The sequence below is a fragment of the Acidobacteriota bacterium genome, from assembly GCA_039030395.1.
Taxonomy (GTDB): Bacteria; Acidobacteriota; Thermoanaerobaculia; order Multivoradales; family JBCCEF01; genus JBCCEF01.
On sequence record JBCCEF010000001.1, the window covers coordinates 1 to 16,176 of the forward strand.

A 16,176-nucleotide genomic window follows, 5' to 3' on the forward strand; every position below is an offset into this window, starting at 1 on the left:
ACTGGCCCTGAGACAGTGCGAGCCGCCTCCGTCTGCCCGCCTCTCTTTCTACCTCGAGCTCGAATTGATAGAACTTTTCAGAGCATTGCGTCTACGCGAAGAAGAGGCTCATGCCAGATTTCAGGCCAAGGTTTTCCGCACACACCTGGGGATTGAGGTGGCGGTCTAGTCACCGTTCATACCCGGCCACCGTCCGGGCCGATAGACCCCTTCCCTTGACCTCGACCTCCACCCCCCGCCAGCCGCCTTCGCGGCCGGCGCCGGAGTAGTAGGTGAGGAGGTACTGGCTGGCGAGTTCACGCTCGATTTCGCGATAGACCTCGGTCAGATCCTGGCCGGAGCGCACCAGGTAGGTCTTGCCGCCGACGGAACGGGTGAGACGATCGAGACGGTCGCCGAAGGTGCGCAGGCCGATCCCATCGGTTCGCACCGCTTCGTTGTTGGAGACGATGACGTACACCGGGATGCCCACCTTGCGGGCGAAGCGCAGGCAGGTGCGGTAGTCGAAGCCTTTGTCCTGATCGGCACCGTCGGAGTAGACCACCAGCGCCTTGCGGCCGCCCGCCCCCTGGAGCTGCACCAGCGAGAAGACAATCGACTCCCACAAGGAGGTTTGGCCGCCGGATTCCAGGCGGTCCACGGCGGTCACCACCCGGTCGAGGTCGCCGGTGGGCTCGGCGGCTAGCGATGGGCGACTGTCGAACTCCACCAGAAACGCCCGGTCGCGACCGTCCTCGAGACCGCCGAGAAACTGTCGCGCCGCCTCCTGCACGGAAGGCAGCTTGGCAAACATGCTGGCCGAAGCGTCGATCGCCAGCCCCACCGTCACCGGCAGATCGCCGGCGCTGTTGAAGCCCGCCAGTTCCTGCGGCGCCCCTTCTTCTCGCACCTCGAAGACCTCTTGCGGCAAATCCCGCACCGGCCGGCCGGCGCGGTCCGAAACGACCACGTAGAGCTCCACTAGGTTGACTTCCACCCGATCCGCCGTGCCCGGTCCGAGGACCAGCAGGTCCTCCACCTCAGTACCGCTCTCGAGGCGAGCCTTGACCCGCACGAATCCCGGGGTCGCCGCGCCGCCGGCCATGCGATGCCGGAACGGCGGACGAAAGAGCGTTGCAACTTTCTCTTCATCGCGGAAGAACTCAACCCGCTCGATGCGCTGACCGGCGGGCACTTCGACCTCGGCGGCGACATCGAAAACCGCGCCGAGGGCATCGGGATCGAGCGGTTCCGTGAACCGCACGGCGAACTGGTCCCCACCGGCGTTGATGGTGACCTCGTCCCGCGCCACCAAAGCGCCGGCCGCATCGTAGGCCACCGCCTCGACCAGGCGCCGCAGGGGCAGCCGGCCGAGGTTCAGAACCGCCCGGAAGGGAGCGCTCTCGGACTGCTCCACGCGCCTGCCGTCGAGGAGAAAGTCGACCCGCTCGATGGTCGGGTCCGAAACCACCGTCTCGAAGCTAACCGGGCCGCGCAGGTATCCCCCGTCGGGCCGCAGCAGATGAAGCGGTCGCGGAGCGGGCAGGAGCCCGAGATCGACATCGAAAAAGGCTTCGCGCGCTTCGTCGGCTTCTTCTCCGCGCACCACCAGGCCGGCCAGGGTGCCTCCCCAGCGGCCGGTCACCAGATCCTCGACCATCACCGCCACCCGGTCGATGCCGGTCGTCTCGAGATCGAGCGGCAGCGACAGGCGAACCTGCGACGGATCCTCCAACCGGGAAGGGACGGCGCGACGGTGGCTCACCTGGCGGCCCGCCTCGCCCACCGCCACCAGGGTCACTCGTGCCGCTGGATCGACGCCCGATCCCACCGCCACCCGCGCTTCCAGCCGCGGCACCGCGCCGTCCGTTTCGATCACCGCTACCACTTCGAGATCGCCCGGTACCTCTTCGCCCAGCAGCAAACGTTCGGCGCGCAGGGCGGCCACGGCTTCCGGCGTGGCTCCGCCGGACCACTGCGGAGCCCGCACGCTCCAACCCTCACGGGTCGAGGTGACAGCCAGGGAACTCCCGGTACTGGCCGGCTCCCGGGCCGAGGAGTAGCGCACCCGCCACCGGCCGGCGAGACCCTCCAGCGCACCGTCGAGCTGGTCCGCCTCCATCACCGCCTCGCCGCCGCTCAAGAAGGCCAGGCGTTCGAGGGCCTCCTCCGGCCGCTGCGGCACCGGCGCCGGCGCCTCGGCCAAACCGGCCCGTTCGGCGGGACTCTTACGACCGGGGATCCGGAAGGTGCCCAGCACCGGCACGCTCGGATTGTCGGGGTTCTCCACCACCCCGAAGCGCGAAGGCTCCTCCACCCGACTGCCGCGCAGGGCGAGGGGGAAGACGACCCACCGATAGGCGGTGAGCGCTTTGCCGAGAGCATCCACCGACAAGGACTCGCCGGTCCCGGCGGGTACTTCCTCACCGGCGAGTCGCCGCAAAGCTGCCTCCGGCGACAGGTCGAAGCCGTCGGTCACCAACACCACCGCCTGCGGACCACGCGGCCGGCCGGCGGACAACCAGCCCAACCAGGCGCGTTGCCGGTCTTCGACCAAACTCACTTCTTCGCGCACCGCCTCGGCGATCACCTGTTGCCGCTCTGCGCCGGTCACCCGCTCCAAAAGGCCCAGGGCTTCCCGCCGCTGCTCCACCAACCGGTCGGCGCCGCGCTCGAGCAAAGAAACCCGGCCGAGGGCCCCGGCGAGATCCAGGGCATCGCGCGTCGCCGGCATGATCAGCCGCGGCTCCGGATCCGCCACCACCACCTCAACCCAACCGAGGTCCGTCAGCGTCTGGGCGCGCTCTTCGAGCAAACGGGCGGAACGCGCCATGGAGCCCTCACCGGACGTGGTCAGGTCGAACAGCACCGTCACGCGCCAGGGCTCGAAGCCCGGCTCGCCGGGCTGCTCCACGGCAACCACCGCGCGGGACTCATCGTCCTCGGAAACGGCCAGATCCCGCGGCGCTACGGCCTCCGGCACCCGGCCTTTGGCATCGCGGACATCCACCATGAAGGCCTCCACGGCCAGCCGCAGATCGCCGGTTTCCGGTTCCGCCGGCCGGCTGGCGGCGATCGCCCAGGCGGCCACCCCACTGCATCCGAAACACGCCAAAATCGCCACCCGGGCTGTCCATCGCTTCATGAGAATTCGCTTCCTCGTCGGTTGACACAGGGGGAGTTCATCGGTGGGAAACATCATGCAAAGGCCGGGCCGCAGCGCGGCCGGGAGACAAGACCGAAACAAGAGCTAGACGGACCAGGGCAACCGTTGAAGGTCGACGTTGCCGCCGGTGAGCACGATGCCGATCCGCTCCTCGGAGGTCGGCGCCTTGGCCAGCAGCGCCGCCAAGGGAACCGCCGCCGAGGGCTCGATGACCGTCTTCAGGCGTTCCCAGGCCCAGCGCATGGCCTCGATGATGTCGCGCTCCTCGACGCGGATCACATCGCTCACCCGCTCCTTCAGAGCCCGAAAGGTACGAGGAGAAAGGGTCGTGCGGAGGCCGTCGGCCACGGTAGGCCCCGGCCCGGCCGCCTCACGCCGGCCCGCCCGGAAGGAGCGGTAGGCGTCGTCCACTGTCGCCGGCTCTGCGGCCCACACCTTCACCCCCGGTGCGGACTCCCCCACGGCGATGGCGGTGCCCGACAGCAAACCGCCGCCGCCCACCGGCACGATGATGCGGTCCAGTTCCGCCGTCTGGTCCAGCAGTTCCAGGGCAGCGGTTCCCTGGCCGGCGATCACCCGGGGATCGTCGTAAGGATGTATAAAGGAGGCTCCAGTCTCTACCTGCAGGCGGGCGGCGGCCTCTTCCCGGGCCCCTTGGGTCGCGCCACACTCCACCACCGTCGCGCCATAACCGCGCACCGCCGCCACCTTGACCTCAGGCGCCCCGTCGGGCATCACCACCCAGGAAGGAATCCCGCGCTCTCGCGCCGCCAACGCCAGAGCCGCGCCGTGATTGCCGGACGAATGGGTGAGCACTCCGCGGGCGGCTTGACCCTCGGTCAGCGAGAACACCGAGTTACAGGCACCGCGAAATTTGAAGGCTCCGGCGCGCTGAAGATTCTCGGCCTTGAAAAAGAGGGTCGCCCCGAAGCGACGGTTGAGAGAACGAGAGGTCAGCACCGGTGTGCGGTGAGCCCAGGGGGCAATTCGAACCGCCGCCGCCCGCATGTCCGCCAGATCGGGAAGGGACTCGGAGGCAAAGGACGCCGGCTTCATAGGCCGTTTCTAACACGAGAACGACCGAACCGGCTCGCGAGAGAATCCGGCCCCCCGGCACAGGCGTTTCTCGCGAAGAATTCAATATTCCCGAATAATACGCCTTGCTTATCAACGCGAGGGCCGATATCATCCAACCCTCTATGGGTGTTCGAAGCGAGGCGAAGTCGGTGGTCGACCAGATCCGCCGCCACCTCGCCGAAAAAGAGCTTTCCGGTGTCGACCTGGAAGAGCGACTGGCCAAGGCCGATGGTTGGTGGGAGGAGGTGATCGCAGGCGACATCGCCCTCACCCTGGAAGACCTCTTCGGGTGCCTTGAGACCCTGGGGATCGAGCCGGCGGACTTCTCGGCCGAGGTGTACGGCCTGATGAAAGCCGATCCGATCCAAAGGGAAGCCCTCGGGCGCGAGTTGGCTCCGGGCGTTTACGAGGAAGCGGTCAACCGGTTCTTCGAGCTAGTCGCCCGTCGAGCCCTGCGGGTCGAGGAATCGAATGGACCGGATTTGGACGGCAACTCGACCCACTGAGTCACTTTCTTGGGTGAGAGTCTTTTCTGGCCGACGGTGATCCGCCCGGCGGCTTTTTGAAGGATATTCAGTACTTTTCGTCGAGAAGACTAAAGGGGAGCAAGACTGTCATGGGCCAGCGAACTCAGACTCCGGAACGGCGTTCGACGCAAGATCATCCCACCGAGGCCATCGACCAGATGATTGCCGGGGACTCGACCGGCGAGCAGCGCCGCCTCGCCGTGCGGCATCTTCTCCGCGGCTGCCCGCAATGCGCCTCGCGCACCGCCAACGCGCTGAGGGTCGCCAGCCAAGAGCCGCCGACGGAGCAAGATCTGGATTCGCTCTTCGATCGCCTGGTGAAGGGTTCCAGCGGAATGGTGGAGCGCGTCGAGCAGGAAGTGCGCGCCGCTCATCGTTTGCTCGACGACCTCGACTCCCTACCGGCGGGACGCCGGACGATGGTGATCCGCAGTTCCCCGCGCTACCACAACCGAGCCGTTTACCAGCTTCTCCTGGAGCGCAGTGTCGAGATGCGTCGGCAAGATGCCGCCACCACCCTGCAGTTGGCGGAGTTGGCCTTGATCGTTGCCTACGAACTTGACGACCTGGACTTTGCGGACCTCAAGGCGCGAGCCCTCCTGGAGGTCGCCAATGCCCACCGGATCTCGAACGACATGCGATCCGCCGAGAAAGCATTCGGCCTGGCTTCTCAGCTCATCGAACTGGAAGTGGCCGATCCACGACTTGGAGCACAGTTCGCCTACCTCCTCGCTTCTCTGCGCAGCCAACAGCAACGCAAACAGGAAGCCTTGGAACTCCTTGCGGAAGCCGAGCGCCTGTTCCGCCGGCTCGGTGACCAACCGGCAGCGGCCCAGTGCCTGTTCAAGAGGTCGATCATCTGCTCGGACGAAGTCGAGGTCTCGTTGGCCGCCGCTTGGGAAGGCCTTCGGCTGCTCGGGCCCGAAGCGGCTTTCGAAGATCTCCTACCGGGAATTCACAATTTGATCGACTCGGTGGTGCAGAGCGGCAACTGCGAAGCCGCTCAACGGATGATCCGCACGGCTCTTCCCGTTTATCGAGTGGGCGGTAGAGAACTGGATCTCTTCCGCCTGGAGTGGAACGAAGCACGCATCGAACGGCAACTCGGCAACCTGGAGGCGAGCGAGCAGTTGTTCCTCTCATTGCAGGAACGCTTCGCGGACCGCGACTTGCCGCACGACGTTGCACTCGTTTCTTTGGATCTGGCCGAGATCTACGCCCACCAAGGGCGGACCTCCGACCTGCAGGAGCTAGCGGCCGAAATGGCGATCGTCTTTCAAAGCTTGGACGTGGTGCCGGAAACTCTCGCCAGCCTGGCCATGCTCCAACAGGCCGTCGCCCGCGATGCACAAACCCTGAGCCGCATTCGGCAACTGGCGGATCAGGTGGACAGTCTCCGTCGGGCGAACTGAGGCCCGGCGCCGTTCCCCTGGCGCGGCCTCCCCTCCTCGGTGAGTTCGTCGAGCCTACAGGCAGCACTTTGCCTGGCCTTTGAAGCTTGGCCTTTGAAGAAAGGGTCGAGGGCCTGCCGACGCGGCGGCTCGTACAGGGATGACGTACCTGCACGAGCCAAACAAGCCACGGCTCCTAATAAGGTACACCTGCCACCGAGTTTCCTAGCGGTCAGACGCACCGGAGGGATCGATCTTAGAACCGACCTCCCCTCGATCCTGTGTCCCGGGCTCTTCGGCCACTCCGGGCGCATCTTCGGCGGGTCGAGCATCGGCTGCTCCGAAGAGCGACTTCACCCAATTCCACAAGCCTTCGAGCAGAGCCGGCTCGACCGAGCGCTCCACAGCGGTAACTCGATCCACCGTTTCCGGTAGGGCCTGCACGGTGGTGACCATCGAGAACGAGACGACCAAGGCGATTGCGGCGAACACTGACCAACCTTTGCGCATGACTACCTCCTAGGCAGAATATTCAGACCGCGACGAAATGCCACGCTCCTGTGTAAGTCAAGGTGAGCGCCGGCTCGAAAAGAGGGCAAGCTGTAGCGACCCGGTCGTTTCCTGCTTCATTTCGAAAGCTCTCGCCCCTCAAGCGCGCTATCGTTCGGCCTATGCCTAGACACCCCCATTACGCCCCGGTGCTGGAAGACCTCGATAGTTCGGTCTTCTCAGCGCTGGCGGCCCGCATCTCTGCCTTCCAAGGTGAGACCTATCCGCTCCATGTGGGAGACACCTGGCTGGAGCCAGCCGTCGGAGCCCGCATGGAGGACTTGACCGTGGCGGCGCATCCGGGAATGCACCGCTACGCTTCCCCCCATGGCCTCCCGGCGCTCGTCGACCGCCTCGCCCAACGAGTCGCGGACCGCACCGGGATGGCGACGGTTGGCGAGTCGGTGCTGTTGACCACCGGTGCGACCGGTGCTCTCGGCGCCGTGGCCGGCGCCCTCTTGGAGCCCGGCGATGAAGTGTTGATCCTCGCCCCGTACTGGCCCCTGATTCCCGGCATCGTGCGGGCCTTCCACGGTCGTCCGGTGGCGGTGCCGTTCTTCGAATCGGCTGAACCGGCGGGCGACGTCCTGGAACGTCTCGCCGGGGCGGCGAGCGACCGCACCGTCGCTCTCTATCTCAACACCCCCAACAACCCTACCGGGCAGGTGATCCCGAAGCAGTTGATGGAAGCGATCGTTGCCCTCGCCCGGCAGCGTGGATGGTGGCTGTGGTCCGACGAAGTCTATGAAGACCTGCTCTTCCAGGGAGAGCAAGTGTACTGCCGAACCCTGGCGCCGGAGCGCACGTTCTCGGCCTACTCCTTCTCCAAGGCCTACGGCATGGCCGGCAACCGCTGTGGCTATCTGGTGGGACCTCCCGACGGCATGGGCGAAGTTCGAAAGATTTCGACCCACACCTTCTACAGCAGTCCCACGGCGGGGCAACTCGCGGCCTTGGCGGCCCTCGGGGAAAGCGGCCAGGAGTGGCTGCGGAAGGCGAAGGAACGCTATGCCGCGACCGGCCAACGTGTCGCCGAACGGCTCGGCCAGCGCCCACCGGCTGGCGGTACCTTCCTGTTTCTGGATGTCGCGGAGCACCTCGACGAGCGAGGCCTGCTCGGCTTCCTGGAGGATTGCGCAGACCGCGGCTTGTTCCTCGCGCCGGGTCCGTCCTGCGGCCCGTACCCCACACACCTGCGGCTGTGTTTCACCTCAGCCCCACCGGACATCGTGGAGCGGGGAGTTTCGGTACTACGAGAGATGCTCTCGTAGTACCGCGGACCGACGGAGCGACGGGCTACTACCCAAACGCTCCGAACGAGCCGAAAATAAGAACTTGTGATAAAATGATGGCCTGCTGTATATATCTTTTTCCTCTCCGCCGTCTTTCGTTCCTACGTTTCTCGCTCTTCGGAGTTGCCTGACTCGACGTTCAGCGCCAACCGGTCGTTTTCGCTGGATGGGCTTTGCGCGCTGAAAACTGTCGTTCTCCCAAGCCGATCGAAGCGATCGCCGGCGGCGGTCAAAGAGTCACCCACGGGAGTTTGGACACGAGTGCATTCCTGGAGGAAAGATGCTTTCCACCCGCTCTGCAGGACCGATTGAAATCGTTGCCCTCACCGGCGACATCGACGCGGCTTCGACTCCTTCGCTACGTAGCGAACTGGCGGCGCTGGTGGATTCGGGAAAGCTGCTGCTGATTCTGAATCTCTCGAAGGTGCGCATCGTCGACTCAAGCGCCCTGCGGCTGTTCGTCGTGCTCGTCCAGCACTGCCGCGCCGAAGACGGGGACGTTGCCCTCGCCTGCCCCACTCCCACAGTGCGTTCGATCCTGCATCTCACTCAGTTGAATCGTGTACTAGAGGTCTTCGATTCCGAGGAGCTCGCGATCGGCCGGCTCTCCCCGAATTAAGTAGCGGCTGAGGGCGCCGCCTCGCCGGGGGCGCCCCGCCCCTTCACCTCGGTCCTGCTATCAGCGAGATTCTAGGACGGCTGCTGGTCCGGCGGGGTTGCCAGACCACCGGCTTCGACGTACTGGAGAACGGACACTCCCACCCGTCGCTCGAAGCGCTGGCAGTAAGACTCCACCTGCCCGACCGGCTCGTCGAGGAAGATGCGCTCGATGCGGAAGAGCGGCACGAACATGGTCGACAAGCCCAGGCTCGGATCATCGTCCCGGGCGGCCTGCACCACCCAATCGTCGAAAGACGACACGTTGATGCCGCGCAGGGTCACGCCGGCCACCCCGAGTTCGCCGAGCACACCCCACAATTTCTCCGTGGGATTGACCAGGTGCGCCAGGATGACGTCGCCCGGCGCGATCAAGGGGATGCCTTTTCGGACAGTTCGAGCAGCACCCCGCCGGCGCTCTTGGGGTGCACGAACTGCACCCAGCAGCCACCGGCGCCGCGGGTCGGTTCCGGCCGCAGCACCCGGTAGCCCTGCTCACGGAGGGCCGCATCGTCGGCCTTGACATCGCTCGACGCCAAACACAGGTGGTGGATCCCCGGGCCGCGGCTGTCCAGAAACTTCGCTACCGGCGAATCCGGGGAGGTCGCTTCCAAGAGTTCGATGTGGGTGTTGCCGCAATCGATCATCGCCACCCGCACGCCCTCCTGGGGCACCTCTTCGATCGCCTCGATCTCCAGGCCGAGGGTGCGGTAGAACCCCTTCGCCTCGTCGATGGAGTGCACCGCAATACCGATGTGGTCGACCCCGTGAATCATGACGCCTCCTCGCCGGGAATCACCCCGCCATCGATCACGCCTTCGAACAAGCGATCCGCCACCCGGTAGGGGTCGCTTCCTTCTTCCATTCCACGATGCACCTCACGGGTTAGACCCACCTGGCGGTCCGCCGCCTGCAGGATGCGGTGTTTCAGGATGGCCTCCACCCGCAGGCGGAGGCGCGCTTCCCGCCGCTCCTCGAGGCGGCCGCTGTCGTGCAGCCAGGCGCGATGGCGCTCGATTTCTTCGAGCACCTTCGGCACCCCCTCGCCGAGGGAAGCGATCGTCTTCAAGATCGGCGGCGGCCAGTCTGGATGATGCTCCGCCAGGCCGAGCATCGACTCGAGGTCGCGAGCGGTGCGGTGAACGCCGTCGCGGTCCGCCTTGTTGATCACGAAGACATCGGCAATCTCCATGATGCCGGCCTTGATCGCCTGGATATCGTCTCCCAGCCCCGGCAGCGTGATCACCACCACCGTATCGACGCTACGAACAATGTCCACCTCGTCCTGGCCGACGCCGACGGTCTCCACCAGCACCCAGTCGAAACCGGCGGCATCGAGCACGTCGATGGCGTCGTGGGTCGCACGCGCCAGCCCGCCCATCGCGCCGCGGGTCGCCATCGACCGAATGTAGGCACCGGAGTCTAGGTAAAGGGACTGCATGCGGATGCGATCGCCCAAGATCGCGCCGCCGGTGTATGGGCTCGATGGATCGACCGCCAGCACACCGACGGTCTCGTCGCGTTCCCGACACAGCCGAGCGAAGCGATCCACCAAGGTGGACTTGCCGGCCCCCGGCGGGCCAGTGAAACCGACCACTCGAGCGCGACCGGTGAGCGGGGCAATGCGTTCGACCAGTTCACGCTGGCCGGCACCGCCGTTCTCCACCCGCGAGACGGCCCGGGCGACGAAACGCGTTCTCCGCTCGCGCAGGCCGGCCAGCAGATCTTCGAGGGGTAGTTCGCGGCGCCGTGGGGCCACCCCGGCGGAGGGCTCCGACATCAAGCGCCTTTGAGAAGCTGGCGAGCGATCACCAAACGCTGGATCTCGCTGGTACCCTCGCCGATGGTGCAGATCTTCGAGTCGCGGAAGTACTTCTCCGCCCGATAGTCTTTGATGAAGCCGTAACCGCCGTGAATCTGTACCCCGCGTTCGGAGCAAAAAACCGCCGTTTCGCTGGTGTAGAGCTTGGCCTCGGCAGACAACTTGGTCACCCGCTCGCCGCGATCCATCGCTACTGCCGCCCGCAGGGTCAGCGCCTCGGCGGCGGCGATGCGAGTCGCCATCTCGGCGAAGTAGAAGCGGATCGCCTGGAACTGGCTGATCGCCTTGCCGAACTGCTCACGCTCCTTGGCATACTCCCGCGCCGCCTCGAAGGAGCCATTGGCGATCGACAGGCCGAGGGCGGCGATCGAGATGCGCCCACCGTCGAGAATGCCCAGGGCCTGCTGGAAACCGGTGCCCTCCTCGCCGAGCAGGTAGTCGTCCGGCACGAAGCAGTTCTCCATCACCACCTCGGCGGTGTCCGAGGCGCGGCAACCGAGCTTGTTCTCCTTCTTGCCGGGGCGGAAGCCCTCCATCGCGTGCTCCACTACAAAGGCCGAGACATTGCGATGGCGACCGGCGTCCGGGTCGGTCACCGCAAAGACCACGCACACATCGCCGACGGAACCGTGGGTGGTGAAGGTCTTGGCGCCGTTCAAGACCCAGCCGCCGTCTACCCGCTCGGCCTTGGTGCGGGTTCCGGCGGCATCGGATCCGGCGTCCGGTTCGGTCAGGCTCCAGGCGCCGATTTTCTCGCCGGAGGCGAGCGGCGTCACCCAGCGCCGGCGCTGCTCTTCGGTGCCGTACTTGAAGATGTGATTGGTGCAGAGCGAATTGTGAGCCGCCACGCTCAGGGCGACGGAGGGATCCACCTTGCCGATCTCATTGAGGATCAGGACATACTCGACGTAGCCGAGGTCCGCCCCTCCCAACTCCTCCGGGAACAGGATTCCCAGAAAGCCCAGTTCACCGGCCTTGGCGAAGAGTTCCCTCGGAAATTTCTGCGCCTCGTCGATCTCCTCGACCAGCGGATCGATTTCCTTGCGGGCAAAATCCCGCGCCGCGTCACGAATCGCCCGCTGCTCGGAGGTGAGAGAAAAATCGATCGTCGGAGAGTCTTCGGCCACGGCGTTCATAGCACCTCGGGAATGGGAGGGTGGACAGTGCGCGCGGAGCCGCGCGGCAGGTTAATGGCTGGCAGAATGCTATCGCGCGGGAGCCGAGTCCCGCAACGGCGAAGACCGCCTGCCGCGCGCCTTCGCTAGGCTCACACCGGTGTAGTAGTGATCGAGGATCTGCCGGTAGGTCAGGTCGCGCAGCGCCATGGCGAAGGCCCCGTTCTGGCACATGCCCACGCCGTGCCCCAGCCCGCCGCCGGAGAACAAGTACCCGGGCTCGCCGTTCCTGGAGCGGGTGCGCCGGACGGTGAACAGCGTATCCGGCAGATCGAGGGTCCAGCGCACGGCGAGACCGGTGACCTCTTCCTGACGGTTCTCGGTGCCGCGCAGCCGGAGGCGCGACACCCGGCCGGACACCCCGGTCTCCAACACCTCGAAGCCGCTGAATCCGAGGCCTGGATAGCGCTCCTCCACCCGTTTCGCCAACCGGTGATCCGAACGAAAGCGCGTCCAGGAGCGCCAGCGGTTGGCGGGCAGTCGAAAGGTCCTCCCGTCGACGGCCTGGAGCACCGCCACCGGGCGGCCGCCAAAACGCACCCACTGGACCGGATCTCCAGGCCACAGGGAAACGCCGCCGGAGCGGAGTTCCGAACCACGGCGTCTGAAGGTGGCGACGTCGCGCGGCAACTCGAGTACGGATTCGCCGGTGGCCGTCCGCACCGTCCAGCGGCGGCCCTCCAGGGTGTGGTGGATACCGCTCACGATCTCCACTAGACCGGTGACCCTAGCGACCGACCAGACCACCGTCTCGACCTCGGAAGGAGAAAGGCTCTCGCCGTCCTCTCCATTCCACAGACCGCTCGCCAGCAGCGCCGCCGCCCGCCGCCGCTCCACGGCGCTCCACTCGGCCGGCGGCCGCGCCACCAGATCCGGTAGCGCCATCTCGGTGCGGGGATCGAGCAGGAGATCGAGCAGGGCGAGGACGAAACGCCGCACTTCGGCGCGCTGTAGTGAATCCAGCCGAGCGCGCGGGATGGCGATCTTCGCCTGCCGCGCTAGCGCCTCCAGGCGACGCTCCAGGGCGCGGGAGCCGGCGGGCGCGGCGATCAGTTGCCGGCTCAAGGCGTCCGGGTAGACCTGCCCGGACGGCAGAGCACCGTTCAGTTCCCGGCCGCCGGCTTCGACGCAGGGAACCCCGCGAAGGTATCGATAGCTTTCGAGGGGAAAGACCTTGTCGACGTCTTCCGTGTGACCACCACAGGTGGAACTGTAGCGGGCGTCCACCAGGTCGCCATCGGAAATCAACACCTGACCGGCGGTCTCGGCGATCGCCCGATCGGACAATGGGTGCTCGACGGTCATGCCCCGGTACACCTGGCAGCGCGGCGTGGAGCAGATGTCGTAGCCCTCGCGCTCGAACTCGCCAAGGTTGCGCAGAGCGTAGGTGCGAGCGGCCACCGTCTGCGCCTTGAGGGCTTCCAGGCGGTTGTAGAGTTCCGGCCCCATCTCCCCGGGCACCACGCCGCGCAGGTAGTCCTCGAGCTCGAGCTCGTTGACCACGTTGAGGCTGCCGCGATCGTTCAGGTACACCGCCAAGCGGCCGCGGTAGCGCCCGCCGTCAAAGGCGATTCCAGCACTCCCGGCGGCCTCTTCGGACGGTTCGATCACCAGCCAGCGGCCGGGGACTCGCAATCGATCCTCATTCCCGGCCGTCACCCTGAGGGCCGGTTGCCGCAGGACCCCGCCCTCGCTCACCACCCAGGCTCCGGTGAGATCCGCCCGCGCAGCCCAACGGCGGCGCGCCCCGTCCGCCTCGGCCCGCTCCGCAAAGCGCCCCAACCGCACCCGGTAGAGACCGGTGTTGGCGTCGAAGGCATGATCCGCCGGCGCGCCGATGCGCTGTGCCAGGTCGCCGGCGAGTTCCGCCGCTTGCCCCTCGTCGCGCAGCGCCGCCACCTGGAGGCGGAAAACCGGCGGCGCCGAAGCATCCGCCGCCGGACGCACCTCGAGCGACCGGTCCAGCGCCAGGCGTTCGCCGCCACCGGCGATCCGCCAACCGGCCTCACAGCAGGGCAAGGCCAGCCGATCGAGATCGCTCGCCAGTCCGACGCGTAGGGTCAGCGGCGCTTCGAGGCCGGCGAGAGGACCGGCGGTCGGACCGGGGGCCGGGAGGGAGGTCGGCGGCAGCGGCGGCGACGGTTCGGTGCGCCGATCCACCGACCTGGCGGCTTCTTCCCTCACCGCCTCGGCCGGCTGAGGAGCCACCGGCGTCAGAGGTTCCGGGACGGTGCGGGCACAGGACAAGAACACCACCAGAACCCCGGCGAGGAACGCCCACGGCAAAAGGCAGCGTAAGCGAGGCGTCAAGAGGCCTCCCCCACGGCGACTCCTGCCCGGCTGATCTTGGCCGCCGGCATCGCCCCCGAAGCGGCCCACGCCGACAGCGCCGCCAAAGCACCGCCGTGCCAGACGGCGATGCAGGAACCGAGGACGATCTGAGCGAGCATCTGAAGAATCCACCCGGCCATCCCAAATTCCGCCCCGAAGAGCCTGACGATCTCGGTCCCGGCGCTCACCAGAGCGCTGACCGTCAAGCTGGCCCCCACCGCCACCACGGCCAATCCCGCGACCGCCAGAGGTCGATGGCGGAGCACCTGCACAGCGCCGCGAGAGGCGTTCGTCATAGTGCCGCCGGGACGTGCGAGGAGGGCCCTCCCAACACCGAAGCCGAGGTGTAAGAGGAAGGACAGCAGAATCATCAGCAAGATGCCCGCCGCGCCCAGCACCTTGCCCACCGCGCCGCCGCGCACCGCCCAGGCGAGACACAGCACGGCCGCCAGTACGACAAGGGAGATCACCACGGCGTAGCCGTTCAGAAAGAGAAAAAAGCGGCCGAAATAACGGCGCCCCCAGCCGAGGAGGGCGGTCCAGGAAGCCACTTCGAAGGACCCCCGACAGCGGTGCTGGCCCCGGGCGTCGGCGGCGGCCACGCCTCCCCAGCGAACACCCTCTAGATAGACCCACAGGAGAGTCGCCACACTCCACAAGGCGATCGCCCCGAGACTCCCCTTGAGGACGCGCTCGGCGGAGAAGTGACTGCCGATGGCCAGGTAGAAATCCGCCGCCATCTCGACATCGCGGATCTGGCCGAGGGCGGCCAGGTCGCTCAGGGAGTGAGTGCCGAGCAAAGCGAAGATCGGAAGCAGGGCGCCCATCACCGTCAGCCCGCCGACCAGCAGCGACTCGAGCACCGTCACCGCCACCAGCCGCGGATTCGCCCGCAGCGCCCAGGCACCCCGGGCGGCGCAGGCACCAAGAGGGTGCCCCGGACTCACGATGCGCAGCTCATGGATCGAGGCGGTGCTGGTGGACCTTGAACTCGCGACGAAAGTCGCCCACCGCCGACAGCACCACCGGCTGCGCCATCTCGTACAGACGGCTCACCAGCATCGGCGGAATGCGTGAGGAGAGCTGGCCGAAGGACGACGCCCCTTCCCCCGCACCGCCTTCGTCGATCCGGTAGTTGGTAGTAAAGAGCGTCGGCCGCCGTTCGGTGTAGCGGGTGTTGATGATCAGGTACAGGATATCCGTCACCCAAGGGGTGGGCTTCTGGGCTCCGAGCTCATCGAGCACCAGCAACTCCGCGCCGACCACCGGATCCAGCACCTGCCGTTTCGACTCCGGCGAACCGGGGTCGAAGGTGGACTGGATCTGGTGAATCAGAGAGGTGAAATCGACGAACCGGCCGGTGACCCGGAAGCGCTGGATCAGATCGCGCAGGAGAGCTGTCGCCAGGTGGGTCTTGCCCACCCCCGGCGGACCGACGAACAGCAGACCGGACTCGCGCAGCTTGCCGTCGAGGGTGAGGAAGCTATCGCGGTACTGCCGACAGAGGGAAAGGGCGCCCTGGAGTTCCGGGCCTTCGCCCGCCAATTGAACCTGGAAGTTGTCGAGGTTGCAGCCGCGATAGCGGTCCGGAATGTGTGCCGACGCTAGCCGGCGCTCGGCCAGATCACGCTCCCGGCACGGGCACGGGCGGGCCTTGCGAACCCCGCCTTCGGTGGTAAAGAGCCAGCCCCGGCCGCCGCATTCGGCACACGGATCCGCTGTGGTTCCGCTGGCGACCATGGCGGCGATCGTAGCAGAGATGTTCAGCCCTTCCGTCTCTACTCGTCCGAGCCGTCCTTCGCCTTGCGCTCGACGGTGGCCGGCGGACCGCTGCGGATTCGCACCAGGGCATGGGTGCGATGGATTCCAGCGCGGCGATCGCTGTTTTCCTGCTGCACCTGGGCACCGAGCTGCTCGAGCTTGCTTTGCAGGCGTTCGAGCTGCTCCTTCATGTGGAGGATCACCTCGACGCCGGCGAGGTTCACTCCCATCTCCCGGGTGAGATTCAGAATCGTCTCCAGGCGATCGAGCGAGCGCTCGTCATAGAGGCGGGTATTGCCGGAGCTGCGGTGAGGAGTGATCAACCCTTCCCGCTCGTAGAGACGCAGGGTCTGCGGGTGGATGCCGAAGCGCTCCGCCACGACGCTGATCATCACGTAGCCGGACTTGCCTGGACGGGCCATGGTTCTTCCTTCGATGGAGAGGCCCCC

Annotated in this window: 15 protein-coding genes; 4 read left to right on the forward strand and 11 right to left on the reverse strand. The window is 66.5% G+C overall.

Features of this window, described 5'->3' with window-relative positions; all coding sequences use genetic code 11:
- Nucleotides 1-169 precede the first annotated feature (169 nt).
- A complete protein-coding gene (locus AAF481_00005) occupies nt 170-3,124 on the reverse strand; it encodes a VWA domain-containing protein (GenBank protein ID MEM7479525.1) in 2,955 nt (984 codons plus the stop codon).
- Nucleotides 3,125-3,229: 105 nt separating this feature from the next.
- Nucleotides 3,230-4,201 carry a pyridoxal-phosphate dependent enzyme gene (locus tag AAF481_00010; GenBank protein MEM7479526.1) on the reverse strand — a complete coding sequence of 324 codons (972 nt, stop codon included), beginning with the start codon at nt 4,199-4,201 and terminating at the stop codon, nt 3,230-3,232.
- 143 nt (nt 4,202-4,344) lie between these two features.
- Here AAF481_00010 and AAF481_00015 point away from each other — a divergent pair, with 143 nt between their 5' ends.
- Together AAF481_00015 and AAF481_00020 are read left to right on the forward strand one after the other, a co-directional pair.
- A complete protein-coding gene (locus AAF481_00015) occupies nt 4,345-4,728 on the forward strand; it encodes a hypothetical protein (GenBank protein MEM7479527.1) in 384 nt (127 codons plus the stop codon).
- A 110-nt stretch (nt 4,729-4,838) separates the two neighbouring features.
- Nucleotides 4,839-6,161 carry a hypothetical protein gene (locus tag AAF481_00020; GenBank protein ID MEM7479528.1) on the forward strand — a complete coding sequence of 441 codons (1,323 nt, stop codon included), beginning with the start codon at nt 4,839-4,841 and terminating at the stop codon, nt 6,159-6,161.
- A 204-nt stretch (nt 6,162-6,365) separates the two neighbouring features.
- On the opposite strand, the gene AAF481_00025 is transcribed toward AAF481_00020, so the two are convergent.
- A complete protein-coding gene (locus AAF481_00025; protein MEM7479529.1) occupies nt 6,366-6,650 on the reverse strand; it encodes a hypothetical protein in 285 nt (94 codons plus the stop codon).
- 161 nt (nt 6,651-6,811) lie between these two features.
- Between AAF481_00025 and AAF481_00030 the strand changes: the two genes are divergently transcribed.
- Nucleotides 6,812-7,960, forward strand: coding sequence for a pyridoxal phosphate-dependent aminotransferase (locus AAF481_00030; GenBank protein MEM7479530.1), 1,149 nt, complete (start codon nt 6,812-6,814; stop codon nt 7,958-7,960).
- 301 nt (nt 7,961-8,261) lie between these two features.
- Nucleotides 8,262-8,600 carry an STAS domain-containing protein gene (locus tag AAF481_00035; protein ID MEM7479531.1) on the forward strand — a complete coding sequence of 113 codons (339 nt, stop codon included), beginning with the start codon at nt 8,262-8,264 and terminating at the stop codon, nt 8,598-8,600.
- 71 nt (nt 8,601-8,671) lie between these two features.
- Here AAF481_00035 and AAF481_00040 read toward each other — a convergent pair whose 3' ends face one another.
- The 8 genes from AAF481_00040 to AAF481_00075 form a co-directional block, all read right to left on the reverse strand.
- Nucleotides 8,672-9,013 carry a hypothetical protein gene (locus AAF481_00040; GenBank protein MEM7479532.1) on the reverse strand — a complete coding sequence of 114 codons (342 nt, stop codon included), beginning with the start codon at nt 9,011-9,013 and terminating at the stop codon, nt 8,672-8,674.
- Nucleotides 9,010-9,414 carry a methylmalonyl-CoA epimerase gene (mce, locus tag AAF481_00045; GenBank protein ID MEM7479533.1) on the reverse strand — a complete coding sequence of 135 codons (405 nt, stop codon included), beginning with the start codon at nt 9,412-9,414 and terminating at the stop codon, nt 9,010-9,012. The genes AAF481_00040 and mce overlap by 4 nt, the downstream gene beginning before the upstream one ends.
- Nucleotides 9,411-10,418 carry a methylmalonyl Co-A mutase-associated GTPase MeaB gene (meaB, locus tag AAF481_00050; GenBank protein ID MEM7479534.1) on the reverse strand — a complete coding sequence of 336 codons (1,008 nt, stop codon included), beginning with the start codon at nt 10,416-10,418 and terminating at the stop codon, nt 9,411-9,413. Before meaB ends, mce begins: the two co-directional genes overlap by 4 nt.
- Entirely contained in the window at nt 10,418-11,596 is a 1,179-nt protein-coding gene (locus tag AAF481_00055) for an acyl-CoA dehydrogenase family protein (GenBank protein MEM7479535.1), read from the reverse strand. Before AAF481_00055 ends, meaB begins: the two co-directional genes overlap by 1 nt.
- A 69-nt stretch (nt 11,597-11,665) precedes the next feature.
- Nucleotides 11,666-13,945 carry a SpoIID/LytB domain-containing protein gene (locus AAF481_00060; protein ID MEM7479536.1) on the reverse strand — a complete coding sequence of 760 codons (2,280 nt, stop codon included), beginning with the start codon at nt 13,943-13,945 and terminating at the stop codon, nt 11,666-11,668.
- Nucleotides 13,942-14,913 (reverse strand): hypothetical protein, encoded by a 972-nt coding sequence (locus AAF481_00065; GenBank protein ID MEM7479537.1) that lies wholly within the window; start codon nt 14,911-14,913, stop codon nt 13,942-13,944. The genes AAF481_00060 and AAF481_00065 overlap by 4 nt, the downstream gene beginning before the upstream one ends.
- A gap of 10 nt (nt 14,914-14,923) precedes the next feature.
- Entirely contained in the window at nt 14,924-15,706 is a 783-nt protein-coding gene (locus AAF481_00070; GenBank protein ID MEM7479538.1) for an ATP-binding protein, read from the reverse strand.
- Nucleotides 15,707-15,744: 38 nt separating this feature from the next.
- A complete protein-coding gene (locus AAF481_00075) occupies nt 15,745-16,149 on the reverse strand; it encodes a helix-turn-helix transcriptional regulator (GenBank protein MEM7479539.1) in 405 nt (134 codons plus the stop codon).
- Nucleotides 16,150-16,176: the final 27 nt, after the last annotated feature.